Raw genomic sequence first — 24,425 nt, 5'->3', positions numbered from 1 at the left:
CGCGCGTTGAAGCAGCGGTTTCCCGGTAAAGCGTGTGGATCTTGAAAACGAACCGGGGTCAGTAGGCCTCTCCCACCGGCTCCTCGGCGGTCTTCTCGGTGTCGGCGGCGGCGCGGTTCCAGCGGGACCAGAGGACCCGCTCGCCGTAGCCGGCGGCCATCACGTGCGCGAAGGCCAGGTAGACGAGGACACCGACGGCGAGCACTCCGAAGCCCACCCAGAACGGCAGGGCCAGTGAGTGTTCGGCGAGCTTGCCGGAGATGATCGGCGCTGGTGCGGCGGCGCCCCAGCGGACCAGGTTGAACGCGCCGGTGGCGACCCGCCGGTCGTTGGAGCCGAGGCCGAGGGCCAGGTCGGTGAGGTTGGCGTTGGCCATGCCCATGCAGAGTCCGGCGAGCACCAGCACGACGAGCGACTCGGCGGTGCCGGTGGAGGTGGCGAAGAGGACCATGCAGACCAGCAGCCCGGCGATGGCCACGCCGACGGTCTGCACGGCGCCGATGCGGTGGGCCAGCCGGTGGCCGATCACCAGGATGCCGGCGGCCAGGCCGAGGCCCCAGCCGGTGAACGCCAGCCCCAGCGGGATGATGTCCAGCTTGAGGAAGAGCGGCGTGTAGCCGAGGACCACGAAGAACACGAAGTTGTACGCGGCGGTCACCGCGCAGAGGGCGATGAACGCCGGCCGGCGGAACGTGGCGAAGATCTGGCCGACGCGTACCGGAGGTTGGCGGTTGGCGGGTTCGCGGAGCTTGCGGGAGGCCACGCCGAGGGCGAGGACCATGAAGACGCCGCAGACGAAGAACGGCAGCCGCCAGCTGACCTCGCCGAGCAGGCCACCGATGAGCGGGCCGACGGCGAAGCCGAGACCGAGGGCGGTCTCGAAGAGGCCGACCACCCACTCCCGGTCGACGGCCAGGTTGACCAGCACCACCATGGCGGTGGCGAAGAACATCGCGTTGCCCAGCCCCCAGATGCCGCGCAGCACGGAGAGCTGCACGATGGTGTCGCTGAACGAGGCGAGGATCGCGGCGACGCCGACCACCGAGACACCGGTGATGAGCACCGGCTTGAAGCCGAACCGGCCACTGGCCAGCGTCGCCGGGATCATGCCGACGGCCATGACCGCGATGTACGCGGTGAACAGCAACTCGACCTGCCACGCGGTGACGCCGATCGCGTCGCCGATAGCGGGCAGGATCGGGTCGACGACGGCGATGCCGGCGATGGCGAGGAAGGCCACCAGTGTGGTGGCGTAGATGGCACTGCGGTTCGGTTCGGAACGCCGATCCACTCCGACTCCTCAATTAGCTGTATCGTACAGGTACTTATCCTGTATCATACAGCTATGAGCGAGGACGACGAGATCACCCTGGGCCGCATCGAGACCGAGGTGGCCCTGCTGATGCGCTTCGGCGAGGCGACCCGGCGGGCCACCGGCACCGCCGAGCACCGGGTGCTCGACCGGGCGGCGTACGTGATCCTGCGGCACCTGGCCGACGCCGGCCCGCAGAACGTCTCCGCGCTCGCCGCCTGCCTCAACCTGGACGGCTCCACGGTCACCCGGCAGGTGTCCGCGCTTCAGCGCGACGGCCTGATCACCCGTACCCCCGACCCGTCCGACGGCCGCGGCACGGTCATCTCCCCCACCTCGGCCGGTCTCCAGCGGATGGCCGCCGTGCAGGCCGCCCGCACCCGGCTCTACGGCGACATGCTCGCCGACTGGAGCAGCGAGGACCGGGACACGCTCGCGGCCCTGCTGGGTCGCCTCAACCAGGCCCTGGTCAACCGCAACCGCCCCCGCTGAAGCCGCAACCCCCGCTGCCGATGTCGGAGGGCGCATGATTCGTTTGCGACATCAGCTCGACAGCGCCTGAAACTACCTCGCCGCTCCGCGACAACGACCCCCACGACGACCACGCCACGACGACGCCCACCCCGCTGACGACCACGCCACGACGACGCCGGCCCGCCGACGACGGCCCTGGACACCGATACGCCCGGGCACCGACCGACGTCGGCACCCGGGCGTATCAGCGGTCAGGCGACCGGTTCGCGGGCCGAGTCGGCGTCGCGGTCGGGGCCGGGGGTGATGCGGGGGTCGCCCTCGTCGGCGAAGTAGTCGTCCGGCTCGGTGCCGTCGACTCCGTCGTCCGCCTTCGCGGCCCGCAGCGCCAGCGTCACCAGCGCAGCGACGGCCAGGTTGACCGCCACCGCCACGATGCCGACATAGATCGTCTTGGTGGTGTCGAAGCCGAACTCGGACAGCGGGAACGCCGAGCCACCGAAGTGCTTCCGGGTCGGGCTGGCCACCTGGTAGAGCATCCACATGCCCAGCCCCATGCCGGCCACCCAGCCGACGATCAGGCCGGTGCGGTGGAACCAGCGGGTGTAGAGGCCCAGCGCCACCGCCGGCAGCGTCTGCAGGATGATCACGCCACCGATGAGCTGGAGGTCGATGGAGAACTGCGGGTCGAGGAAGACGATGCAGGCCACCGCGCCGACCTTCACCACCAGTGAGGTGATCTTCGAGACGTTGGCTTCCTGGGCCGGTGAGGCGTCCCGCTTCAGGTACTCCTTGTAGATGTTGCGGGTGAACAGGTTCGCCGCCGCGATCGACATGATCGCCGCCGGCACCAGCGCGCCGATGCCGATCGCCGCGTACGCGACCCCGGCGAACCAGTCCGGGAACTGCTGGTCGAACAGCAGCGGCACGACGGTGTTGTTGTCCACCGACCCGGCGGAAGCCCCCGGCAGCGGCTTCACCCCGGCCGCGATGGCCATGTAACCGAGCAGGGCGATCAACCCGAGCAGCAGGCTGTACGCGGGCAGCGCCGACATATTCCGCTTGATCACGTCGCGGTTCCGGCTGGCCAGCACACCGGTGATGCTGTGCGGGTAGAGGAAGAGCGCCAACGCCGAACCGAACGCCAGCGTGATGTACTGAAGCTGGTTGTTGCCGTTGAGCAGGATGCCGTCGTTCGGGTTGGGCGAGGCGTCGAACTTCGCGTCCGCCGCGGCGAAGATGTCACCCCAACCGCCCAGCTTGTACGGCAGGTAGATGACCGCCACCAGGATGACGATGTAGATCAGGCTGTCCTTGACGAACGCGATCAGCGCCGGCGCGCGCAGCCCGGACTGGTACGTGTACGCGGCCAGGATCGCGAACGCGATGATGATCGGCAGGTGCCGGGCCAGCGCGTTGTCGCCGGTGACACCCATCGTCTTGAGCACCGCCTCGATGCCGACCAGCTGCAACGCGATGTACGGCATGGTGGCCACGATGCCGGTGATCGCGATCAGCAGGGCCAGCACCGGCGAGTCGAAACGCTTACGGACGAAGTCGGCAGGCGTGACGAACCCGTGCCGGTGCGACACCGACCAGAGCCGGACCAGCACCAGGAACACCAACGGATAGATCACGATGGTGTACGGCACGGCGAAGAACCCGGCCGCGCCCGCCCCGAACATCAGGGCCGGCACCGCCACGAAGGTGTACGCCGTGTAGAGGTCGCCGCCGACCAGGAACCAGGTGATCCAGCCGCCGAAGCTGCGCCCGCCCAGGCCCCACTCGTCCAGGTGCGCCATGTCCTTCGGGGCCCGCCAGCGGGCGGCGACGAAACCCATCGCGCTGACCAGGAGGAACAGCAGCGTGAAAACGATGATCTCGGTGAGATGGTCGCGCCACATCAGCGGCCACCCCGCTTCTTGGTCATCTGGTACACCAGCGTCGTGGTGCCGACGCCGAGCAGGATGAACGCCAGTTGCAGCCAGTAGAAGCGCGGGAACCCGAAGACCCGGGGCGAGTCCCCGTTGAAGAAGGCCGGGACCAGCGGCACCACGATGGGAATGAAGAGCAACCAGTTCCAGGGGCTGTGGTCCTTCGCCCTGGTCGGCGCCGTCGTGGACGCCTCCGGTTCGGGTGCAGCCATGTGACAGACCTCCGGTAGTCGAGGCTCTCGATGCAACGGCCGGAGGCTACGACCCTGTGACGGCCGTCACGCGACCCGTTCGGAGGGTGCTGCGCCGAACGGCCGGTCGGCTGCGCCGAACGGCGCGACCGACCGGCCGACTGGTGAACGACTCAGAGCGCGGTGAGGTGGGCGGTGTCGTTGACCGTACGCACGGCGACGCCGCCGTCGGGCCACATGTCGAGCACGGAGATCCCGGCCGCGTCCAGGAAGAGCCGGTGCAGGAACCCGTCGCCGGCCGCCAGGGCGTCGCGCAGCACCAGCTTGATCGGCGAGACGTGCGAGACGAGCACCACCGTCTCACCGGGGTACGCGGTGAGCAGCCCACTGACGACCCGGTTGGCACGCTCGGCCACGTGGGTGAACGACTCCCCGCCCGGCGGGGCGACCCGGGGTGAGGCGAGCCAGGCGTCCATCTCTCCCGGCCAGCCCTCGCGCACCTCGGCGAAGGTGCGCCCCTCCCACTGGCCGAAGTCGCACTCGATCAGGTCGTCCTCGGTGCGCACCGGCACGTCACCGAGCGCGCCGGCGATGGCCGCCGCGGTGGCCGTACACCGGGACAACGGTGAGCTGAGCACGGCCGCGACGGACGGGGCCAGCTCAGCCACCCGGGTGGCGGTGGCCTGCACCTGGGCGCGGCCCCTGTCGGAGAGCGGCACGTCGCCGCGACCGGAGTAGCGGCGCTGCTCGGTGTACGGGGTCTCGCCGTGCCGGACCAGGATCAGCCGGGTGGCGGTGAAGGTCGGCCGGGGCTCCCAGGAGGCCGGCGCGGTCGCCGGGTCGCTGCCGGTGGCGGGCTGCCCGGCGGCAGCGGCCGGCGCGGGACGGTCGGGTGCCGCGGTCGCCGGGGGACGACCGGCGGCGGCGTCCATGGCGGCGTTGGCGAGGGCGTCGGCGTGCCGGTTCTGCTCGCGGGGGATCCAGGCGAACCGGACCGCGGCGAAGCGGCCCACCAGCCCGGCCGCCTGGGCGGCGAGGGGGCGCAGACCGGGGTGCTTGATCTGCCACCGGCCGCACATCTGCTCGACGACCAGCTTGGAGTCCATCCGGACGTCCACCTCGGCGGCACCCAGCTCGGCGGCGGCGGTCAGCCCGGCGATCAGCCCCTGGTACTCGGCGACGTTGTTGGTCGCCGTCCCCAGCGACTCGGAGCGCTCGGCCAGCACCTCACCGGTCTCCGGGTCACGGACCACGGCGCCGTAGCCGGCGGGGCCGGGATTGCCCCGGGACCCGCCGTCGGCCTCGACGGTGACCACGCGCGGCGCCACGACCTACAGACCCGACTCGTTGGTCCGGACCATGATCCGTCGGCAGTCCTCGCAACGGACCACGTCGTCCGGGGCGGCCCCGCGGATCCGGGCCAGGTCGGCACCGGACAGCTCCAACCGGCACCCGCCGCAGCGGCCCGCGGTGAGCAGCGCGGCACCCAGCCCGGTGTCCTCGCGGATCTTGTCGTAGAGCTTGACCAGGTCGGCCGGGAGGTCGGCGGCGAGCGGCTGACGGGCCCCCCGCTTGAACTCCTCCTCCTTGGCGATCTCGGCCATCGCCTCGTCGCGGCGCTGCTCGGTCGCGGCCCGCCGGTCGCGGGCGTCGGCCAGCCGCTGCTCCACCCCGTCGAGGACGCCCTGCGCGGTCTCCCGCTGCTCCATCAGCTCCAGCTCGGCGTCCTCCAGGTCACCCTGGCGGCGGTTGAGCGAGACCAGCTCGTGCTGGAGCGCCTCCAACTCGCGGGCGGGGCCGGTGCCGGCGGCGAGCCGGTTCTCGTCCTTCTCCTTGCGGGCCCGGACCTGCTCGACGTCCTTCTCCATCCGGGCGATGTCCCGGTCCAGGTCGTCGACCGCCACCTGGGCGCGGACCCGCTCATCCTCCAACGCCGACAACTCCCGGGCCAGCGCCTCCAGCTCGGCCCGCTCGGGCAGCGACCGCCGACGGTGGGCGAGCTGGGCGAGGTTGGTGTCGATCGCCTGGAGGTCGAGCAGGCGGCGCTGCACCTGAGGGTCAGCCTTCACGGTCGGGGCTCCTTGTCGTCCACAACGGGTGCGGCGGCGTGCACTGTCCACGGGTCGGTATCCAGGTCGGACACCAGCGTCTCGACGCCCAACGCCTCCCGGAGGAGGTCGGCCAGGTCGTCCAGCCACGGTCGTTCGGTCGCCCAGTGGGCGGCGTCGATCAGGGCGGGACCATCGGCGGCGAGGTGCTCGCCGGCCGGGTGGTGCCGCAGGTCGGAGGTGAGGAATGCGTCCACCCCGGCGGCGGTCGCGGCGCCGAGGAAACTGTCCCCCGACCCGCCGCTGACGGCGAGGGTACGAACCATACGCCGGGGATCGCCCGCAGCGCGAACTCCCCAGGACGTGACGGGAAGCACGGCGGCGGCGTGCCGGGTCAGCTCGGCGAGGGTCATCGGCCGGGGCAGCTCGCCGATCCGACCGAAGCCCCGGTCGTCGCCGTGGGCGGGCGAGCCGGGCGCGGGTCGTAGCAGTGGCCGCAGCCCGGTCAGCCCGAACCGGGCGGCGAGGGCGTCGGAGACGCCGGGGGCGGCCACGTCGGCGTTGGTGTGCGCCGCGTAGAGCGCCACCCCGGCCCGGATCAGGTCGTGGATGATCCGCCCCTTGAAGGTCGTCGGGGCGACCGACGAGACGCCGCGCAGCAGCAGAGGGTGATGCGCGACGATCATGTCGACGTCGGCGGCCAGCGCCTCGGCGACCGTCTCGGGCGCCACGTCGACCACACAGAGCACCCGGCGCACCGGCGCGGACGGCTCACCGAGCACCAGACCCACCCGGTCCCACTCCTCGGCCCAGGCCAGCGGGAAACGCCGTTCCAGCTCGGCCACCACGTCGGTCACCGTCGGCGCGGATCCGCTTGTGCTCACGGCGGGCCAGCTTACCGGCGCGAGGGCCGCCGGGCGGTGACGCCCGCCCGGCCGCGTCGACCGGAAGCCCCGCCGTCGGATGCTGGGCGGCGCGGCGAAGCCCCGCCGTCGGATGCTAGGCGGCGTTCGCGGCGACGGTGTGCAGCGCGGCCAGAGGCTTCGCCCACGGGAACGCGGACAGGTGCTGCTCCCCCGTTCCCGGCGGGTGCAACGCGACCACGTGATCACCGAAGAGCACCGTGACACCCCACTCGGCCAGCCGGGCCACCCCGGCGCGGAACGCCGGGTGGGCGGCCATCGCCACATTGGTGTACGGCACGGCCACGATCGGGATGCCCTTGCCCTGCGCCTCGACCAGCAGGCCGAGAGCGAGGGTGTCGGCGATCCCGGCCGCCCACTTGTTGACCGTGTTGACGGTGGCCGGGCAGACGATCATGGCATCGGCGGGCGGCAGCACGTCCGGGTCACCGGGGTTCTTGTAGTGCGTCCGCACCGGATGCCCGGTCTGCCGAACCAGTGCCGACTGGTCGACGAACTTCGCGCCGTCCGGTGTGGTGACCACGCAGACGTCCCAACCATCCTGTTGGGCGAGGTCGACCAGAAGGCCGACGTGCCGTGCCAGCGGCGAGCCGCAGGCGATGACGTAGAGCACCTCGCGGTGCCCGCTGGTACGCGGTGAACCGGCCATCAAACCGGCTCCGCGCTCATACCCCTACTCCCATGTGCTCAGCCAACTCCGCTACCGGAGAAGGCGGCGCACCACGTGTGCGACGGAGGACGTCTGACATCACCTCGTGCGCGATCGGCCGGCAGCGGATCTCCGACGGGGCGAGCCGATCGCCGAGCAGCAGCATCTCGCCGGCGTTCGCCACGTCGCCGATCTGGGCGTACCCGCGGGCGATGTCGAGCAGGTGGTGGGCGCGGCGTTCGGGCAGCAACGCGTTGAAGGAGGGCTCCGCGATGCGCAACTGGTGCACCTCCACGGCCCGACCACCGTCGCCCAACTCGACGGCGGCGGCGGCACGGTGCAACTCGACGTTCGTCGGGCCGAACGACGTCCAGTAGTGGTTGTAGTCGCCACCGAGCAGGGTGGCGGCCTCCTGAGCGCAGTTGATCAGGTCGTCGACGCTCGCCGTGTCGCCGATCCGCGACGCGGCCATCGCCCCCTGGAGCAGCAGCATGCCGTAGACGGAGAGCCGGGCCGGGGACACCTCGTTGCCGCCGCCCGGGGCCAACCGGTTGGCGATCTGCACGTTCAGCTCCAGCGCCGGACGGGCCCGGCCCATCGCGACCAGCGCGTTGCAGACCCTTGTGGTGGCGATCCCGGCCAGCAGCGGGTCGTCGGCCCGCTGGGCCACCGCCATCGACCGGTCGGCGGCCAGCCAGGCGAGCTCGCACTCACCGAGTTTGCGCAGCACCGACGAGGCGATCTGGTAGACCTGCCCGAGCAGGTGGGCCGCCTCGATCCCCCGGTCACCGCCGTACGCGGCGTCCGCCGCCTGGGCGTCGCGCAGCAGCTTGGGCAGCGCCCGGGTGAGCATCCCGTAGCGGCCGTACTGATAGGTGAGCCAGGCGTGGTTGACGGCCTTGCGCATGTCGTCGAGCGGCGGCGGGGAGGGCGCCGCGTCGAAGTACGCGCTCATCGAGTCGTAGCGCTCCAACGCCGCCCGGATCTCCTGCACCTCGATCTGGTCGATGCAGTTCAGCGCGTCGGTGCGGCGCTCCGGGTCCTTGCCCATGAGGAGTTGGACGTCCACCTGGAGGATGTCGGCGATCTCGTACAGGACGGAGAACTTGTCCAACCGGCGGACGCCGCGTTCGACCTTGTCCACCCAGCTCTTCGACTTGCCCAGCCGGTCCGCGAAGACCTGCTGCGACATCTTCCGCCGTCCGCGCCAGTAGGCGACCCGCCGTCCAATGGGTAGCTCGTCCATCTCCCCATCCTCCCCTGCGCGACGACCGATCGAGTCGAAGCGATGTCTCCGGGCGCGGCGTCCTGCGTTCACTTTCACATTTCCGCTGGTCGCACACGATGTACGTCAGCCGGAAAGCCAGTCCTCGTACTTTTCGTGCAAGTTGCACGAGCCGTTCGTCAACCTCAACGATCGTGGGTTACGGCAGTGACGGTGCTCGACATGGGACCTGGCGAACGCCGGGCCCGACGAGGGGAGATGGCACACATGTGGGGGAATGTCGGACCGCGCGTCGTCGAACTGTCGCCGCTGGAACGCGTCCGGCTGCGCCGGGTCGCCATGCGGTACGCCGCACACGGCTGGCAAGTCACTCCGGGGGCGTGCCTGGCCCGCAGTCGTTTCGTCTGCGGCCGGGCCGGCTGTCCCACGGTCGGCTGCCACCCCGCCCTGGAGAACTGGGAACTGGCCGCCAGCGCCGACCCGGCCCGGGTGGCGACCTGGTGGCGGAGCCGCCCGCACGGGGTGCTGCTGCCCACCGGCCGGGCCTTCGACGTGCTGGAGGTGCCCGCCCACCTCGGTCGGCTCGTCCTCGACGCGGTGCAGATCCACCCGGCCGGCACCGGCGTACGCGGGCCGGTGCTGGCCACGCCCACCGGACGCTGGATGTTCCTGGTCCGCCCCGGTGACCCGCTGCGCCCGGAGTTGGAGCACTGCTTCCACGTGGTCCGGCACGGACCGGGCTCGTGGATCCCCGCGCCGCCCACCCGGCTGCCCGAGGGGACGGTCCGCTGGGCGGTCGCCCCCGAGCAGGCCCGCTGGCAGCTTCCGGACTCGTACCTCGTGCAGAACACGGTGATCGGGGCGCTGCGCGCCACCGGGGTGACGCTCACCCCCGACCTGATACCCGGTCACCTGCCGCTGCCCCGACGAGGAATGTGAGACATCCGGTGCCCGACAGCGTCGCCGGGGCACCGGTCCTCGTTGACAGGAGGACGGCGCGAACGCGCGCCACGATCGGGGGAAAGATGTCCACGCACGACAGAGCGTCCCATCCCGGTGGCACCGAACCACCCCGGCGCAGCCACCGACGACACCGCTGGGCCGGCACCCGACCGTCCGGCTCGCGCCCCGGCCGTCCCCGCCCCACCGGGTCCCGCCCCGCCGGCACCCACCGCCCGATCCGCTAGTCCGTCAGCGGGATGCTCGCGGAGTGATACTGGCGGCCGTCGTCGGTGACGACGGCGTGGGTGTGGTCGTCCAGGCGGTCCAGCCAGCCGCGACCCGCTGCTCCCATGGCCAGGGCGGCGGTGGCGTACGCGTCGGCGACCCCGAGGTCGGTGCCGACCACTGTCACCGACCGCAGTCCGCCGGCCGGCGCGCCGCGGCGCGGGTCCAGCACGTGCCGACCCCGCTCGTAGACCCCCGAGGTGGCCACGGCCAGGTCGGTCCCGCTGAGCACCAGGCACGTCGCCATCGCGTCCCACGGGTGCCGGATGCCGATCCGCCACGGCTCCCCCGACGGCGACACACCGCGTACCCGCACGTCGCCACCGGCGTTCACGCAGTGGTTCGGGGCACCGGCGGCGAGCAGCCGATCCGAGGCGACCTGCGCCGCCCAGCCCTTCACGAAACCGGACGGGTCGAGCCGCCCGGTGGCGTACGCGTCGAAGAACCCGTCGGTGGCGCCCCACAGGTCGGCGCACGCCTCCAGCACGAACCGCAGGTCCGCCGACGCCTCGGAGAGCAACACCTCACCCCGGTCGAAGCGGCACACCTCGCTGCCCGGCTGGTACGTGCTGAACCGGGTGTCCACCTCACGCATCCAGGCGAAGACGTCGTCCGCCAGCTCACGGGCCCGCGCGGGCGGCAGGTCGTCGGCGAGGTCCAGGGTGATCGCCGTACCCATGATCTGCTCGACCCGGCACAGCCCTGGTCGGGTCAGCGCGGCCGGCACGTCAGAACGCCTGCTCGATGGCGGACCGCAGCGACTGCTTGTAGGAGTTGCTGGTCTCGGTGGCACCGGAGACGGTGTTGAGGTTCGCGTTCTGCTTGCGCACCACCTCACCGCCGCTGCCGTCGTACGCGCTGCTGACGTCGCCGCTGTGGATGTCGGATTCACCCCCGCTGGGCAGCGACAGCGCGACGGCGTCGACGATCCGGTTGCCGGACACCACGATCTGCACCTGCACGTACCCGTACTCGTTGTCGAAGCCGGCGCCGGTGACCCGGCGGTTGGTCGACTGGGGTGGCTTGGTGGTGCGCGGCGCGCTGGGCGCCTTGGTGGTCCTGGTGGTCGACGGGCGGGCGGTGGTCTTGCCGGGCTTGGGTGACACCGGCGCGTCGGCGCTCGTCGACGGGGTCGGCCCGCCCTCGGCCGGGTCGGGGCCCGGCGCGACCGGGTCGGCGCTCGGGTCGGCCGCCTGCCCGGTGGGGTCGACCGGCTGGGCGGTCGGCAGGTTCTGGGCGACCTGGTTGGTGGCCGGGGAACCCTTGAAGACCACCAGCGCGGTGGTGCTGGCGGCGAGGCCGGTGATCGCGAGGAACGCGCGACGCATGGGGTGCCCTTCCTACAGCTCGAACGTGGCCAGGTGGATCTGCCGTTTCGGCACGCCGGCGCGGCGCAGCGCGCGCACCGACTGTTCCACCAACCCGGGCGGCCCGCACAGGTAGACGTCGCGTCGGGCCACGTCGGGCACCAGCTGACGCAACCCGTCCGGGCTGATCAGCTGACGGGGGCCGGGGTCGTCGCGGGAACCGATGACGTACCAGACGGAGGTGTCCCGCTCCTGGGCCAACCAGTCCAGCTCACGGCTGAGCAGCACGTCGGCCGGGGTACGGGCCCGGTAGATCAGGGCGGCGCCCGGGGGCAGCTCCTCCAACATGGCCCGGAGCGGCGTGATGCCACTGCCGCCGGCGATGAGCAGCGCCCGCTCCCGGACCCGGTGCGCGGCGGTGAAGGTGCCCGACGGGCCCTGCGCCCAGACCCGGGTGCCCTGCTCAAGGTCGCGCAGGTCCGCCGTGTGCGTCCCGACGACCTTGACGGTGAGGCGCAGCCAGCGACCGTTCGCGGCGGCCGAGACGGAGAACGGGTGCGACTGCCACCAGCATCCCCGGGTGAGGAAGCGCCAGCGGAAGTACTGGCCGCCGAGCATCGTCAGCCGGCCGAGGCGCTCACCGGTGAGGTAGATGGAGATGGTGTCCGGGCTCTCCGCGACGACGTCGGCGACCCGCAGCTTGTACCGCAGGTTGAACGCCAGCGGCGCGATCACCCGGCCCCAGAGCAGGGCGGCGACCACCAGCAGGTAGAGCGCGATCCAGCCGGTGCGCACCGGCCCGGGCTTGTACAACTGCGCGCCGTGGGTGAACTGGTGACCGAAGCCGAGCAGCAGGACCAGGTAGCTGGACAGGTGCAGCGCGTGCCACAGCTCGTAGGGCAACGCGTGGCGGATCGCCCGGACACTGCTGAAGCCGACCAGCATCATGATGCCGGTGGCGACGAACGCCGAGACCATGTCCTCGTAGTCGCCCAGCAGCGTGCCGACCTCGGCCAGGATCGACTGGTTCCGCAGGTCCGCGTAGCCGACGAGGATCAGCGACATGTGCGCCAGCACGGCGACCAGCAGGGTTGCCCCGACGTCGCGGTGCCAGCGGGCCATCTGCTCGCCGCCGATCCACCGTTCCAGCACCGGCAGCCGGCTCATCATCAGCACCTGCACCAGCAGCAGGTAGCCGGCGATCAGACCGGTGATCCGACCGGCCGCGGTGACGGTGGCGGCGGTGCTCCGCAACGAGCCGGCGGGGGTGCCCAGCCACCACGGCAGCACGCTGGCGACCAGGCCGACCAGGAGCAGCACGCCCAGCAGCCGCCGGCCGCCGGGACCGCGCCGGTCCGGGATCTGCGGGGGTACGGGCGCAGCCGGCCGGCCGCCGTGCCGGGACGAGGTCCCGGTACGACGGCCGGCGGCGTGGGTGTGCGGGTACGTCACGCGTACAGCTTCATCGGGGCGTACTTCTGGCGGGGGAAGACCTTCTGGACCTCGGCGTTGGTGAGCCCGAACCGGCCCTGCGCCACCGCGCCGTACACGTTGAACATGTTGTTGTACTCCGGCACGTCACCGGAGTCCAGCTTGTCCAGCCCGTTCCAGGTGCCCAGCAGGGAGCCGGCCAGCTTCTTGCCGGAGAGCACCGTGACCACGCCACCGTGCCCGTGGTCGGTGCCGCCGGTGTTGGAGCCGACCCGGCGGCCGAACTCGCTGGACACCATGATCGTCACGTCGGCGGCCTGCGGACCGAGGTCGGTGAAGAAGGCCGCCATGGCCTTGGCCAGCTCGTTCAACCGGCGGTGCAGTTGACCGCCCGCGGCGGTGCCCTGGTTCTCGTGGGTGTCGTAGCCACCCATGCCGACGGTGGCGACCCGGACGTTGGCGCCGCCCTTGATCAGCTGGGCGAGCTGCTTGAACGCGTTGCCGACGCCCTCGTACGTGACGCCCTCGACGGCCTGGTACGGCTTGGCGGCGAGCTGCTGGGCGGTGGCCAGCGCGCCCATGCCCTCCTGCACGGCCTCCTCGACCGGGTGGTTGATCCCGGTGAAGAGCCCCTTGATGGCCTTCTCGGTGGCCGCCCGGTACTTCTCGTCGCCGTTGAGCCGCAACGATCCGACGTTGTTCAGCGACAACGCGCCGTTGTTGCCGACCAGCGAGCGGGGCAGCGTGCTGCCGATGCCGACGCTGCGGAACGCGGTGCCCTTGCCCAGGTGGTCGACCAGACCGTCCAGCCAGCCCCGGCCGCCGGTCTCGTTCGGCAGACCGCCCAGGTTGCAGGCGTCCGCGGCCTGGAAGTGGCTGCGCGACAGCCGCTCGTCGGAGACACCCGGGATGAAGCCGAGCTGACCGGCGGTGAGCCACTTCTCCAGCGGCTTGAACGCACTGGTCAGCTTGAAGCCGCGGTCCAGGGCCAGCGAGTCGTTGCCGAGCAGCAGGTCGGGGCGGGCCTTGCTGAGCACCGGGTCGTTGTTCGGCGCGACCAGGCTCAGCCCGTCCAGCCCGCCGTAGAGGAAGACGTGGATCAGGGTGCCGGTCTTGGTCGCCGCGAACGACGCCGACGTGGTGACGAACTGCGCGGTGGCCAGGGCGGTGGCGGTGGCCGCGGCCCCGGCGACGAACGTACGGCGGGTGACGCCGCGACCGTCCTGCTGGGCCTCCTCCAGGTTCTCCAGAGTGCGGTAGCGGTCCAGCTCGGCGGCGTTCTCGGCGGCCACGATGTCCGCCTCGGCGCGCAGCAGGGCCTCGGCCGGGTTGTCGGCCAGCCGCCGCACGTCGGGGCATTCGGGGTGCAGGGGGAAAGAGTTGTACACAGTCTTCTCCATCGGGTGCCTCACCGGAGGTGGTGCTGGGGGGAAGCGAGGATCGCCCGCGCGACGGCGGTGATGGCCCCGTTGAACGTGGCGTCGACCTTGGCGGTGGCGGCGACGCCGGCCACACCGAGGATCAGGTTCTTCTCCCGGGTGCTCAGCTTCTGACCCACCAGCCGCTGGGAGAGCGCGTCCACGTACGCCCCGGCGGTCGCCGGCGGCTTGGCGACCAGCTTCTCCGGTGCCGTGTACGTGAAGGCGGTGCGGTAGCCGGCGAGGATCTCGCCCGCCTCGTTCCAGCCGTTGACCATGGTGCCGGCCGACGTCCAGGCGACGTAGACGTCCGGGTAGCCGTCCGGGGTGGGCTGACCCATCGGGTAGTGGCCCAGCTCGCGCAGCTTGTCCTGGATCTGCCGCAGGCCCCGCGCGTACGGGGTGCGCTTGTTGTCGCCGTTGTTGTGCTTCGGCGACGCCTCCGGTGAGACGCCCAGCGTGCGGTACGTGGCAGCCAGGTACTCCATTGGGCGGCGTACCTTCTGGCCCACGGCGGCCCAGAACTCGGTGGAGCAGAACATCGCCATCAGCACCGGCTTGATCAGGCCGTTGTTGGTGGTGTAGATCTTGGCCAGCCGGTCCACCAGGGACTTCGGCGGGGTGTCCGAGACGAATCGGGTCGCCAGGCTCTGCGCCACGTACTTCGCGGTCGACGGGTGCAGCGCGATGTGGGTGATGTACGCGTCGATCGCCGCGTCGGCCTTCTTCGGGTCCGACGAGTTGTTCGGGTGGCTGAAGCCGAGGATCTTCACCTTGCCGACGTAGTGCTGCTCCGGCTTGAAGACGTACTTGCCGTCCTTGTCGATGCCACGGCCGGTCTGCAACATGGCGGCCTGACGGACGTCCGGCTCCTTGTAGCCGCCGTCGACGCCGACCGAGTAGAGCTCGAGGTTCTCCCGGGCGAGGTTCTCGTTGATCGCGTCCTTGCGGGAGTCCTTCTGGTTCAGGTAGATCAGCAGCGCGGGGTGCTTGTTCGCGGCGATCAGCATCTCCGGGTAGCTGCCCAGCGCGTGCTTGCGCACGACGTCCTGGTCGAACGAGTTGCGGTAGACCTCGCCACCGTCGAACTCCGCGGCGACGTGCAGGAAGTCGTTCCAGAAGTCGACCATCACCTCGAAGAGCTGGCGCTTCGACCAGATCTGCCGGGCGATGGTGGCATCGATCATCTCCCGCTCCGGCTGGGCGCCCTGCTCGTTGAGCTGGTCCCGCTGGGTGCGCAACTGCTGCACGCTGAGCTTCTGCGTGGGCAGCTCGGCGAGCTTCAGCTCGGCCTTGCTCGGCGCGATCTTGTCCGGGTCCAACTGGGCGCGGATCCAGGCGTCGATGCCCTGCTTCTTGATGTCGGCGACCAGCTCGGGGGTGGGGCCGAAGGTCGCCCGCCGGGCCAGGTGCAGGATCGGGTCCTTGGCGAGCACCGTCTTCACGGTCACCTCGGTCGCCGCGGCGGCGGCGGCCGGGCCGGAGAGGGTCCGTCCGCCGGCCGGCGCGTTCTTCTTCAGCGCCTCGCCGGCCCGGGAGCCCATGTAGCTCTCGTTCTGCTCGGTGTAGGTGCGCACCGTGCTCGGCTGCTGGCCACTGGGCCGCGCGGCGGTGCCGTCGGTGACCGTGCTGCCGGTGGCGTCACCGGCCACCTCGTCACCGAAGATGCCGCGCAGCTGCGGGGTCATGGCGAGCGCCGCGCCACCGGCGACGACGGCGGCGGTGCCACCGAGGGCCACCATCGCCTTGCGGCGTCCGACCTTGGGACCCGACTCGTCGTCGTCCAGAGTGGGTAGTCCGGTGCCGGGCCGCGCCGGCATCGGGCTACCGAGCCCTTCCGGGCCGACCCACTGCGGCCCGCGCGGGCCGGGGGCCGGCTGTCCGGCGTACGCGTAACCCTCGCCGTACTGCTCGCGAGGGTCGGCCTGCGCCGGGTAGCCGCCCTGGTAGGGGTGGGGCGAGTCGTACCCGTAGGGCGCGGACGCGTTGGGGTCGCCGTAGCCGTCCGCGTTGTGGTGCTGGCGTCCGTCCCAACCGCGGTCGTCCCGCGGTCGACGTGGTGGCACATTCTGGTCGGCCATGTACCAATCCCGATTTCTGATGAGCGCCGGAAGCTGCGACCGGGCAGGTGCGGCAGGTGCGGCGACAGTTGCCTGAGGGGGGTGCTACGGCAAAGTAACCAAGCCCTCCGGGCCCTTCAAGGTGGGCTGAACACCCTCGTGAGGGCACTTAAGACAGCGCTCAGAGCGGCGTCCGGGGCAGTCGCCGGGTGGGGGACGCGCACAGACCTTCCCAGCAGGGCGGACGCGCGGCAGCCGGGTACGGACCGGACCTCCCCGCCGTACGCGACACGTTCCGCGCCGTTCACCACCACAGGCAAACTTAAGGTTCAGGTAAGCCGGACATGAAGTGGCCTCACGATGGTCGCCGCGCCCGATGCCACCGGCCCCGCGCGAGGAGGAAAAGTAGCGGGAGCAGGCGAGCGTGAGCCACCACCGCAGCGGGTATGCCGCCGAACCGCTGAACGCGTGAGGGGAAGGCAGCGCCATGCTCAGCAAAGAGGATCAGCGCAGGTTCGACCAGATCACCCGTCAGCTCCGGGAGAGCGACCCGGCATTCTTCAAGCGGCTGGACCACCGGGTCCGTGCCCGCAGGGGCCGCTACCTGATGTTGTTGACCATCGTGCTGTGGGCGTCGCTGCCGGCGATAGCCGTGTTCGCCGGTCGGCTGACCGGTGCGATCTGCGCGGTGGTGCTGGTGGCCAACGCCGCCATCATGTGGCGGTTCCGCCGCCGCTGGACGTGACGGCTCACCGGTCGTCCGGGCCGAACGCCCGGTACGCGCGGCGCAGCCGTTCGAGCATTCCGGGGCCACCGATGGCGGGGGCCGGCGCGCCGAGCTGGCGGAGCAGCAGGTCGGGACCGGTCGCCAGTCGAGGAGGCCGGTCCGGCAACGGCACCGGCGGCAGCCAGAACCGGTCTGCCGCCTCCGGCAGCGGGGTCGTCGACAGCCCGACGAGCGCGCGGGCCGCGCCGACCGGCGCCACCGTCGACCGATCACCGTCCGGCATGGACGGTGGATCGACCGGCTCGGGCGACGCCACCGCGCCGGTGGCCGTCACCCGTCGGGCGCGCAGCTCGTCCAGCAGCTCCGCCCGGGACCGGCCACGCCAGTGCAGCAACTCGAACGGATCCGCGTCGAACGCCTCGGCCAGCAGGTAGAACGTCGCCGCGAGGTGCTTGCACGGGACCGCGAAGTCGGGGCAGTTGCACCGTTGGGTCAGCTCGTCCACACCGGCCGGGAACAGCGGCGCACCGGCGGCGGCGAACAGCTCCTCCAGCTCGTCGGGGAGGTCCCCGGCGAGCAGCCGGGCGCTGAAGAACGCCTGCCCGGCCAACTCCTTCTCGATCCGGGACCAGAGCGCGTCCGGGAACGGTCGCAGCGCGATGGACACCTGGTACGGCTGCGGGCGGGAGCCCTGCACCACGGCGCTGACCCGCCCGGGTGCGACGTCGAGCGTCAGCACCTGGCCGGCGCGCGCGTACGACCGGCCCCGGGTCAACCGGGTGCCCAGCGCGAACGACTCCAGCACCTCCAGGAACCGCCGGGACCACCAGGAACGCCCGATGGCGCCCCGGGCGCTACGCGCCCGCAGACCCCCGTCGACCCGGCGGGGGCGCCCGTAGTCGGCGAACCGATCGGTGACGCGGGGCTCGCTCACTCCACCACCGCCCCGGCCTCCAGGGCGAACAGCTCGCGCAACTGGCCGGTGGACAGCTCGGTGATCCACTGCTCACCCGTGCCCACGACCCGCTCGGCGAGGGCACGCTTGTCGTTGATCATCGCGGCGACCTTCTCCTCCACGGTGCCGGCGCAGACGAACTTGCGGACCTGCACCCGACGGCGCTGCCCGATCCGGAACGCCCGGTCGGTGGCCTGGTCCTCCACCGCCGGGTTCCACCACCGGTCGACGTGCACCACGTGGTTCGCCGCGGTCAGGGTGAGGCCGGTGCCACCGGCCTTCAGCGAGAGGACGAACAGCGACGGGCCGTCCGCCGACTGGAAACGCTGCACCATGGCGTCCCGCTCGGCCTTCCCGAGCCCGCCGTGCAGGAACAGCACCTCCCGACCGAACCGCGCCGACAGGTGACCGCGCAGCATCGCGCCGAACTCGGCGTACTGCGTGAACAGCAGTGCCCGCTCCCCCGCCGCCAGCACCTCCTCCAGGATCTCGGTCAGCCGGGCCAGCTTGCCGGAACGACCCTCCAACGCCGACCCGTCGCGCAGCAACTGGGCGGGGTGGTTGCAGACCTGCTTGAGCCGGGTCATGGTGGCCAGCACCAGCCCGCGCCGCTCGATGCCGTCGCTGGTCTCGATCCGGGCGAGCATGTCGTCGACCACCACCCGGTAGAGCGCCGCCTGCTCGGCGGTGAGGTTGCAGAGCACCTCCATCTCCAACTTCTCCGGCAGGTCCGAGATGATCGACGAGTCGGTCTTGAGCCGGCGCAACACGAACGGGCCGGTGATCCGGCGCAGCCGCTCGGCGGCCTCGGCGTCACCGTTGCGCTCGATCGGCTCGGCGAACCTCTTGCGGAACGTCGCCGCCGGCCCGAGCAGGCCCGGGTTGGCGAACTGCATGATCGACCAGAGGTCCGCGAGCCGGTTCTCCACCGGCGTGCCGGTCACCGCCACCCGCTGCCGGGCCGGCAACGCACGGACCGCCTCGGCCTGCCGGGTCGACGCGTTCTTGATCGCCTGCGCCTCGTCCACCACCACCCGGTGCCAGTCGATTCCGGCCAGATCGACGGCGTCACGCGCCGCCACCGAGTAGGTGGTGAGGACCAGGTCCGCGCCGTGCGCGGCCGCGGTGAACTCCGCCCCCCGCGCCCGCTCCGCCCCATGGTGTACGTGCACCCGCAACGTCGGCGTGAACCGGGCCGCCTCCCGCTGCCAGTTGCCGACCAGCGACATCGGACAGACCAGCAGGGTGGGGCCGGCGTCCGGCGGGTCCCCGGCGAGCAACGCCAGCAGTTGCACCGTCTTGCCCAGACCCATGTCGTCGGCGAGCACACCACCCAGCCCGAGCGAGCGCAGGAACGCCAACCACGCCAACCCCCGCTGCTGGTACGGCCGCAGCGTCCCCTGGAAACTCGGCGGCGGCTCCAGCGGGGTGAGCCGACGCTCCACCGCGCCGGCGAGCAGGTCGCCCAGCGCCCCGTCGGCGGTCACCTCCAACACCGGTAGCGCACCGGTGGCCGCACCGTCCTCCAGGCCGAGGCGGAGCAGGTCGGCGACGCTCAACTCACCGGTCGAGCGGAGCAGACGCAGACCGGCGGCGAGCCGTCCCGGGTCCAGCTCCACCCACCGGCCGCGCAGCCGCACCAGCGGGGTCTTCATCTCGGCCAGCGCCGCCAACTCCTCGGCGGACAGCGGCTGGTCGCCCAGTGCGACCTCCCAGCGGTAGTCCACCAGGGCGTCCAGACCGACACCCGCCTCGGTGCCACTGACCGTGCCGGGCGCGGTACGGCTGCGGGCGCGTAGCCGGGCGCCGAGCCGGGCCGACGGGCGCTGCCACCAGGAGGGCAGCAGCACCCCGAACCCGGCCGCGTGCAGCACCGGAGCGCCCTCGCTGAGGAAACGGTGCGCCCCCTCGACGTCGAGCTCCATCACCTCCGGAGCGGCGGTACGCAGCGCGGCATCCAGGTCCGGCCAGAGCCGACTGGCCCGCCCCAACTCGGCGAGCAGTGTCTCCTGCGGGCTGCCCGTACGCCCGGTCAGGCCGCCGAGCGTCTGCGGCGCCCGCCACACCTGCCCGGCGTCGACGTACAGGCCGGGCTCGTCGGCCGCCTGCAGGCCGAACTCCAACCGCCAACGCCCACCGACGGACGACTCGACCGACGCCGGCACGACGTCGTCCGGTGCCGGGCGGGTGGCCAGGATCGGCTCGGTGACCTCGTCCGAAGCTGGCTCCACCAGCCGGAAGCTGGCCCGGACCGGCCCGCCGGCAGCATCCCGCTGCCAGACGTCCAGCTCGTCGCGCAGGGTGGCCAACGCCGTGGGATCGACGGTGAAGTCCCGCTGCGGGCCGGCGAGCGCCGCCAACCAGGCCGGTGCCGGGCCACCCGGTCGCAGCCCTCGGGCCAGGGTGGTGGTCGCCAGAGCGGCCCGCGCGGCGGCGTCGGTCAGCGCGTCGAGCGCATCCGCCACCACCTCGGCGGCGGTCAGCTCGCCCTCGCCCGCACCACCGACCACCACGGCAGCGCCGGGCAGGTCGACGGTGGCCGGGCTCGCGGCAGCCGGGTTCAAGGTGGCGGGGCTCACGGTGGCCGGGCTCGCGGCAGCCGGGCTCGAGGTGGCGGGGCTCACGGTGGCCGGGCTCGCGGCAGCCGGGCTCACGGTGGCCGGGCTCGCGGCAGCCGGGTTCAAGGTGGCGGGGCTCGCGGCAGCGGGGCTCGCGGTGGTCGCGGTGGCGGGGTTCGTGGTGGCGGGGCCCGTGGCAGTCGGGCTCGCGGTGGTCGGGGTGGTGGGCAGAGTGGGTACGGAAGGCGGCGGCGGGGCGGCAGCGACATCGGGCCGCACGACGGCGGCCCGGGCGGCCGGCGGTAGGGCCAGCGCCAACGATCGCGCCCAAGCCGCGTCGGTGCCGGTCAGAAGCGGCCGCCAGACCGCCCGCGCCGATACCCGCGCAGCAGCGCGCGACGAAGCCCTTGCCCCCGTGGCGCTACCCGCCGTGGTGCTGCCCGCCGCAGCGCTACCCGCCGTGGTGCTGCCCGCCGTAGCGCTACCCGCCGTGGTGCTGCCCGCTGTGGCACTCCCCGCCGTGGTGCTGCCCGCTGTGGCACTCCCCGCCGCCGGGCTGACGCCGGGCAGGACGCGGCCACGGGTCACCAGGTCGGCGGCGAAGTCGGCCAGTTCGGCGAGGTGACGCATTGTGGCCCCGGGCACCGCCGGGAGGTCGTCCAGGGCGCGGAGCAGCGACAGCGCGTCGTCCGGGGCGTACACCAGGGCGGGAACGCGCCACCTGGCCAGCGTGAGTCGGCTGCGGGCCGGGGGTGCGACGTCGGTCCGGATCAGCTCGGGTGAGTCGGTCGGCGCGCCCGCCCGGGTGGGCAGGGTGAGCAGCGCGGTGCCGGGGTGGGCCGGCTCGGCGGCATCGGCGAGGACGGCGACCAGGTCGGCGTGCCCGGCGGCGAAGGGGTGTGGGCGTTCCCGGGGCGGCCGGCCGGGGCGGGTTGGCGCGGGTGGCGCGGCACTGTCCTCGGCCCAGACGGCGAGGCCGCCGGTCGGGCCGTCGCCGGGCGACCACAGCCCGTGGATGACCAGCACCTGCTCCCCCTCGTCGCCGCCCGCGCCCCAGGATAGGCGGCCCGCCGGGGCCCGGTGTCCGCAGCCACCGCCGAACGGACGCACCGCACGACGCGCACCGGCATCGTCGCGGACTCGCGGGCGTGATCGACACGGCATCGCTGATATCGCGGTATCCAAGGCGGTCGGACACCCCGACTTCGGCGAACCCGTGTTGATCACGCCCACGAGGACGCGCGAAGGGCCACGAGGACGCGCGAAGGGCCACGAGGACGCGCGAAGGGCCACGAGGACGCGCGAAGGGCCACGAGGACGCGCGAAGGGCCGCGAGGACGCGCACGGGGGCGACCCGGGTCAGATCGCGCCGCACTCGCCGTCGGTCAGCTCGCGCAGGATGTCGGCGTGACCCGCGTGGCGGGCCGTCTCCTCGATCATGTGCACCAGGATCCAGCGCAGCGACACCTCGCCGAGCTGCGGGTGCGGCACCACGTGGTCGAGGTCGAGGCTCGCGGCGACCGCCCGGGACCGGGCGCAGGCCCGCTCGTACGCGGCGACGAGCTCGGCGACGGTCTCCTGCTCGCCGAGGGTGAAGCTCGCCACCGCGTCCTCTTCCGAGGTCAGGTAGACGTCGCCGGGCTCGGGGGCCAGCAGGGTCGGGAACCAGTTCCGCTCGACCAGTGTCAGGTGCTTGACCAGCCCGGCGAGCGTGGTGGCCGAGGGCACCAGTCGGCGGGCGGCGTCGGCGTCGGAGAGACCGCGCAGCTTGCGCAGCAGCACCCCACGGTGGAAGTCGAGAAACGAACTCAGCACGGCACGCTCGTCGCCGGTGCGGGCGAGCACCGGACCGAGCGAGGGATCGATCGTCTGCTCCATCCGCCGACCCTAGCCACGAGGCGGGGCCGCCGCTGCCCCGCTATCCGCTGCGGACCGGCGGTACGACAGGCAGGATGGGCGCATGGCTTCATCCGTGCAGATCCTTCTCGTCGGCGGCACGGCGGACGGGCAGACCATCACCGTCGAGCTGGACAGCAACGGCCGGCCACCGCTGACCCATCACCACGTCGGCCCGGGTGGGCTGGCCGAGGCGCAGATCTACGAGTTGGAGACCGCCCGCGAGGAGGCCCGCGAGTGGCGCTACCGGTGGACCGGCCCGGCGGTGTGACCGCCCCGGCTCAGACCCGGGTGAGGGTCTGTCTGCGCAGGCTCTCCAACACGCCCCGGGTGACCTCCGAGGTGCCCCGCGCCTGATCGCACACCTCGGCCACCCGTCGCGCGGTGCCCTCGGCGCGTTGCTCGCGCTCGTCCCACAACCGGTCGACCTCGGCCAGCAGCGGCCCCTCGACCTCGCGTTCCACACCGCGCAGGGCCGGCACGCCGAGCCGTTGGGCCAGGTCGAAGACCTTGCCGGCGTACGGCAGGGGCAAAAACGGTGTGCCGACCATCGCCGCGAAGATCAGGAAGTGCAGGCGCATGCCGACGGCCAGGTCGAAGTGGCGCATCAGCCCGAGGATCTGCTGCGGCGAGTAGGTGCCGTGCAGGATCCGACCCCGGTCGGCCGCGACCATGTGGGACAGCACCCCGTGGGCGTGCCGGATGTCGTCGCGTTCCATGGGCACGAACAGCACGCACGCGTCGATCCGGTGCACCAGGAAGTCACCGATCTGGGCCAGCAGCCGGTGGTAACCGTCCACGTCCAGCCGTTCGGCGGCCCGCCCCGGCTCCCGCACGCTGATCCCCACCAGCCGCTGCCCCACCGGCACACCCTCCTCGGCGAGCAGGTGGGCCGGAAAGTCCTCCGGTTGCAGGAGGAACGCCGGGTCGGCGGTGACCGTGATCGGGTTCAGCAGCCCGGCCTCCTCCAGCACCATCCGGGACTCCTGGTCCCGCACCGTCACCTGGATCGCGCTGGACAGCGTCTCCCGGACCATGCCGGTGTCCACCGCCTCGCCGAGCGGCCCGACCCCCACCGCGTACGTGATCAACGGCAGGCCCCGCTCCTGGGCGACCCGGACCACCCGCAGGTAGCGGCGGGCCTCCCGGTCGTAGAGGATGCCTCCCCCGCCCAGGATGAGCAGGTCGAGCTGGGCCAGGACCAGCGCGGAGTCGGTGCGGCTGACGCCCTCCCAGGGCACCGCCTCGACGTCCGGGTGGGCCGCCCGGGTGTGCTCCGGGTTACGGGAGAAGACGATGATCCGGGCGTTGGGTTCCTGCGTGCGAAGGTCGGTGAGCAGGCCGGTGAGGATCGCCTCGTCGCCGAGGTTTCGTCCACCGTACGAGCCCAGCACACCGATGGTCAGTCCGCCGCCGTGCGTCATCCGTCGCTCCTCCCCAGGTGCGGTCCGCGCCGGTTTCCCGCTGGGCAGGTGAACAGTCCTGCCGGGGGGACCCGTGGTCGCCGCCGGCTCAGCTCGTCGGGGCGATCCGCTTCGCCATCTGCTGCGACGTCACCTCGAACCCCAGGCTGCGGTAGAGACCGATCGCCACGGTGTTCGTCCCGAACACGTTCAATCCCAGCTCGGGTACGCCGAGGTGGGCGAGTTCGACCTCGATGAGCTGGATCATCCGCCGCGCGTAGCCGCGTCCCCGGTGCTCCGGGTGCACCTCGATGTTGTGGATCCAGGCCTGGCGGGAGCCGCCTGCCGGAGGCAGGGTCACCCAGATCCAGCCGACCTCGGTGTCGTCGACCCGCCCCACCCGCAGCAGCGCCGCCTCGGTCGCCGCGCCGGCCGGCAGCGCCTCCCGGATCTGGTCGACCGACCGTTTGCGGGCCGCCTCCGGGCTCAACCCCCGGTGTGCCACCAGGTCGTCGGCGTACCCCTGCTCCAGCGGCCCCAGCAACCGGGCCAGCTCCGGTGCCGTCATCGGCGTCAACGTCAACTCCACCGCGGCTCTCCTTCGTCCTCGCCAGCGGACAGTGCAGCAGAACCCGCCCGGGCCTGCCACCCGGGCCCCGCGCGGTGCGGCCCGGGGGTGCGCGGCCCGGC

The 24,425-nt window shown here is 72.1% G+C and carries 21 protein-coding genes and 2 pseudogenes; 4 read left to right on the top strand and 19 right to left on the bottom strand.

Annotated features, from left to right (window positions below):
- Positions 1 to 58: 58 nt before the first annotated feature.
- Entirely contained in the window at positions 59 to 1,291 is a 1,233-nt protein-coding gene (locus GA0070612_RS13840; RefSeq protein WP_088988262.1) for an MFS transporter, read from the bottom strand.
- A gap of 54 nt (positions 1,292 to 1,345) precedes the next feature.
- On the opposite strand from GA0070612_RS13840, the gene GA0070612_RS13835 reads away from it, so the two are divergent.
- Positions 1,346 to 1,804 (top strand): MarR family winged helix-turn-helix transcriptional regulator, encoded by a 459-nt coding sequence (locus GA0070612_RS13835; RefSeq protein WP_088988261.1) that lies wholly within the window; start codon positions 1,346 to 1,348, stop codon positions 1,802 to 1,804.
- A gap of 233 nt (positions 1,805 to 2,037) precedes the next feature.
- On the opposite strand, the gene mctP is transcribed toward GA0070612_RS13835, so the two are convergent.
- The 7 genes from mctP to GA0070612_RS13800 form a co-directional block, all read right to left on the bottom strand.
- Positions 2,038 to 3,687: a monocarboxylate uptake permease MctP gene (gene mctP, locus GA0070612_RS13830; RefSeq protein WP_088988260.1), complete on the bottom strand. Its 1,650-nt coding sequence runs from the start codon at positions 3,685 to 3,687 to the stop codon at positions 2,038 to 2,040.
- Complete coding sequence (locus GA0070612_RS13825) at positions 3,687 to 3,929, bottom strand: DUF3311 domain-containing protein (protein WP_088988259.1); 243 nt, start codon at positions 3,927 to 3,929, stop codon at positions 3,687 to 3,689. Before GA0070612_RS13825 ends, mctP begins: the two co-directional genes overlap by 1 nt.
- A gap of 152 nt (positions 3,930 to 4,081) precedes the next feature.
- Positions 4,082 to 5,236, bottom strand: a complete 1,155-nt coding sequence (locus GA0070612_RS13820; protein ID WP_088988258.1) for a bifunctional RNase H/acid phosphatase — start codon at positions 5,234 to 5,236, stop codon at positions 4,082 to 4,084.
- Between the two features lie 3 nt (positions 5,237 to 5,239).
- The gene (locus tag GA0070612_RS13815; protein WP_088988257.1) at positions 5,240 to 5,977 is read right to left on the bottom strand and encodes a zinc ribbon domain-containing protein; all 738 of its coding nucleotides are present in this window, start codon (positions 5,975 to 5,977) and stop codon (positions 5,240 to 5,242) included.
- Complete coding sequence (locus GA0070612_RS13810; protein ID WP_197699431.1) at positions 5,974 to 6,804, bottom strand: Nif3-like dinuclear metal center hexameric protein; 831 nt, start codon at positions 6,802 to 6,804, stop codon at positions 5,974 to 5,976. Before GA0070612_RS13810 ends, GA0070612_RS13815 begins: the two co-directional genes overlap by 4 nt.
- Before the next feature lie 151 nt (positions 6,805 to 6,955).
- Complete coding sequence (locus GA0070612_RS13805; RefSeq protein WP_088988255.1) at positions 6,956 to 7,528, bottom strand: flavoprotein; 573 nt, start codon at positions 7,526 to 7,528, stop codon at positions 6,956 to 6,958.
- 16 nt (positions 7,529 to 7,544) lie between these two features.
- Positions 7,545 to 8,774, bottom strand: a complete 1,230-nt coding sequence (locus GA0070612_RS13800) for a helix-turn-helix domain-containing protein (protein ID WP_088988254.1) — start codon at positions 8,772 to 8,774, stop codon at positions 7,545 to 7,547.
- 246 nt (positions 8,775 to 9,020) lie between these two features.
- Here GA0070612_RS13800 and GA0070612_RS13795 point away from each other — a divergent pair, with 246 nt between their 5' ends.
- Positions 9,021 to 9,692 carry a bifunctional DNA primase/polymerase gene (locus GA0070612_RS13795; RefSeq protein ID WP_088988253.1) on the top strand — a complete coding sequence of 224 codons (672 nt, stop codon included), beginning with the start codon at positions 9,021 to 9,023 and terminating at the stop codon, positions 9,690 to 9,692.
- 244 nt (positions 9,693 to 9,936) lie between these two features.
- Here the strand turns inward: GA0070612_RS13795 and GA0070612_RS13790 are convergent, their stop codons facing one another.
- From GA0070612_RS13790 to GA0070612_RS13770, 5 genes are read right to left on the bottom strand one after another with little or no spacing between them, the layout of a single operon-like run.
- Positions 9,937 to 10,659: an FAD:protein FMN transferase gene (locus tag GA0070612_RS13790; protein WP_088991487.1), complete on the bottom strand. Its 723-nt coding sequence runs from the start codon at positions 10,657 to 10,659 to the stop codon at positions 9,937 to 9,939.
- 49 nt (positions 10,660 to 10,708) lie between these two features.
- The gene (locus GA0070612_RS13785; protein ID WP_088988252.1) at positions 10,709 to 11,308 is read right to left on the bottom strand and encodes an FMN-binding protein; all 600 of its coding nucleotides are present in this window, start codon (positions 11,306 to 11,308) and stop codon (positions 10,709 to 10,711) included.
- Positions 11,309 to 11,320: 12 nt separating this feature from the next.
- On the bottom strand, positions 11,321 to 12,739 hold the full coding sequence (locus tag GA0070612_RS13780) for a ferredoxin reductase family protein (RefSeq protein WP_088988251.1): 1,419 nt from the start codon (positions 12,737 to 12,739) through the stop codon (positions 11,321 to 11,323).
- On the bottom strand, positions 12,736 to 14,118 hold the full coding sequence (locus GA0070612_RS13775) for a DUF1501 domain-containing protein (RefSeq protein ID WP_088988250.1): 1,383 nt from the start codon (positions 14,116 to 14,118) through the stop codon (positions 12,736 to 12,738). The genes GA0070612_RS13780 and GA0070612_RS13775 overlap by 4 nt, the downstream gene beginning before the upstream one ends.
- An 8-nt stretch (positions 14,119 to 14,126) precedes the next feature.
- Entirely contained in the window at positions 14,127 to 16,217 is a 2,091-nt protein-coding gene (locus tag GA0070612_RS13770; RefSeq protein ID WP_088988249.1) for a DUF1800 domain-containing protein, read from the bottom strand.
- Between the two features lie 466 nt (positions 16,218 to 16,683).
- Here GA0070612_RS13770 and GA0070612_RS13765 point away from each other — a divergent pair, with 466 nt between their 5' ends.
- Positions 16,684 to 16,941, top strand: a complete 258-nt coding sequence (locus GA0070612_RS13765) for a DUF3040 domain-containing protein (RefSeq protein ID WP_088988248.1) — start codon at positions 16,684 to 16,686, stop codon at positions 16,939 to 16,941.
- A 4-nt stretch (positions 16,942 to 16,945) separates the two neighbouring features.
- On the opposite strand, the gene GA0070612_RS13760 is transcribed toward GA0070612_RS13765, so the two are convergent.
- From GA0070612_RS13760 to GA0070612_RS13750, 4 genes and pseudogenes are all read right to left on the bottom strand, one after another.
- On the bottom strand, positions 16,946 to 17,857 hold the full coding sequence (locus tag GA0070612_RS13760) for an SWIM zinc finger family protein (protein ID WP_088988247.1): 912 nt from the start codon (positions 17,855 to 17,857) through the stop codon (positions 16,946 to 16,948).
- Positions 17,854 to 20,349, bottom strand: a pseudogene (locus GA0070612_RS13755) (DEAD/DEAH box helicase); the annotation flags it as partial. The gene GA0070612_RS13760 and the pseudogene GA0070612_RS13755, both read right to left, overlap by 4 nt.
- A 276-nt stretch (positions 20,350 to 20,625) precedes the next feature.
- Positions 20,626 to 21,462: pseudogene (locus GA0070612_RS33040) on the bottom strand (ATP-dependent helicase); the annotation flags it as partial.
- 333 nt (positions 21,463 to 21,795) lie between these two features.
- Positions 21,796 to 22,314 carry a DinB family protein gene (locus GA0070612_RS13750; protein WP_088988246.1) on the bottom strand — a complete coding sequence of 173 codons (519 nt, stop codon included), beginning with the start codon at positions 22,312 to 22,314 and terminating at the stop codon, positions 21,796 to 21,798.
- A gap of 82 nt (positions 22,315 to 22,396) precedes the next feature.
- On the opposite strand from GA0070612_RS13750, the gene GA0070612_RS13745 reads away from it, so the two are divergent.
- Complete coding sequence (locus GA0070612_RS13745; RefSeq protein WP_088988245.1) at positions 22,397 to 22,603, top strand: hypothetical protein; 207 nt, start codon at positions 22,397 to 22,399, stop codon at positions 22,601 to 22,603.
- Between the two features lie 10 nt (positions 22,604 to 22,613).
- On the opposite strand, the gene GA0070612_RS13740 is transcribed toward GA0070612_RS13745, so the two are convergent.
- Both GA0070612_RS13740 and GA0070612_RS13735 read right to left on the bottom strand, forming a co-directional pair.
- Entirely contained in the window at positions 22,614 to 23,756 is a 1,143-nt protein-coding gene (locus tag GA0070612_RS13740; RefSeq protein WP_088988244.1) for a polysaccharide pyruvyl transferase family protein, read from the bottom strand.
- Between the two features lie 88 nt (positions 23,757 to 23,844).
- Positions 23,845 to 24,324, bottom strand: coding sequence for a GNAT family N-acetyltransferase (locus tag GA0070612_RS13735; protein WP_167393624.1), 480 nt, complete (start codon positions 24,322 to 24,324; stop codon positions 23,845 to 23,847).
- Between the last annotated feature and the right edge of the window lie 101 nt (positions 24,325 to 24,425).

This window comes from Micromonospora chokoriensis, assembly GCF_900091505.1.
In the GTDB taxonomy this organism is placed as follows: domain Bacteria; phylum Actinomycetota; class Actinomycetes; order Mycobacteriales; family Micromonosporaceae; genus Micromonospora; species Micromonospora chokoriensis.
Note: the sequence above shows the minus strand (reverse complement) of the source record. Positions and strands in the feature narration are given on the sequence as shown.

Excerpts from the sequence above, each read along its gene's own strand:
- GA0070612_RS13835 (WP_088988261.1), top strand. The coding sequence starts at position 1,346 with ATGAGCGAGGACGACGAGATCACCCTGGGCCGCATCGAGACCGAGGTG.
- mctP (WP_088988260.1), bottom strand. The coding sequence starts at position 3,687 with ATGTGGCGCGACCATCTCACCGAGATCATCGTTTTCACGCTGCTGTTC.
- GA0070612_RS13825 (WP_088988259.1), bottom strand. The coding sequence starts at position 3,929 with ATGGCTGCACCCGAACCGGAGGCGTCCACGACGGCGCCGACCAGGGCG.
- GA0070612_RS13805 (WP_088988255.1), bottom strand. The coding sequence starts at position 7,528 with ATGGCCGGTTCACCGCGTACCAGCGGGCACCGCGAGGTGCTCTACGTC.
- GA0070612_RS13800 (WP_088988254.1), bottom strand. The coding sequence starts at position 8,774 with ATGGACGAGCTACCCATTGGACGGCGGGTCGCCTACTGGCGCGGACGG.
- GA0070612_RS13795 (WP_088988253.1), top strand. The coding sequence starts at position 9,021 with ATGTGGGGGAATGTCGGACCGCGCGTCGTCGAACTGTCGCCGCTGGAA.
- GA0070612_RS13790 (WP_088991487.1), bottom strand. The coding sequence starts at position 10,659 with ATGGGTACGGCGATCACCCTGGACCTCGCCGACGACCTGCCGCCCGCG.
- GA0070612_RS13785 (WP_088988252.1), bottom strand. The coding sequence starts at position 11,308 with ATGCGTCGCGCGTTCCTCGCGATCACCGGCCTCGCCGCCAGCACCACC.
- GA0070612_RS13775 (WP_088988250.1), bottom strand. The coding sequence starts at position 14,118 with ATGGAGAAGACTGTGTACAACTCTTTCCCCCTGCACCCCGAATGCCCC.
- GA0070612_RS13770 (WP_088988249.1), bottom strand. The coding sequence starts at position 16,217 with ATGGCCGACCAGAATGTGCCACCACGTCGACCGCGGGACGACCGCGGT.
- GA0070612_RS13765 (WP_088988248.1), top strand. The coding sequence starts at position 16,684 with ATGCTCAGCAAAGAGGATCAGCGCAGGTTCGACCAGATCACCCGTCAG.
- GA0070612_RS13750 (WP_088988246.1), bottom strand. The coding sequence starts at position 22,314 with ATGGAGCAGACGATCGATCCCTCGCTCGGTCCGGTGCTCGCCCGCACC.
- GA0070612_RS13745 (WP_088988245.1), top strand. The coding sequence starts at position 22,397 with ATGGCTTCATCCGTGCAGATCCTTCTCGTCGGCGGCACGGCGGACGGG.
- GA0070612_RS13740 (WP_088988244.1), bottom strand. The coding sequence starts at position 23,756 with ATGACGCACGGCGGCGGACTGACCATCGGTGTGCTGGGCTCGTACGGT.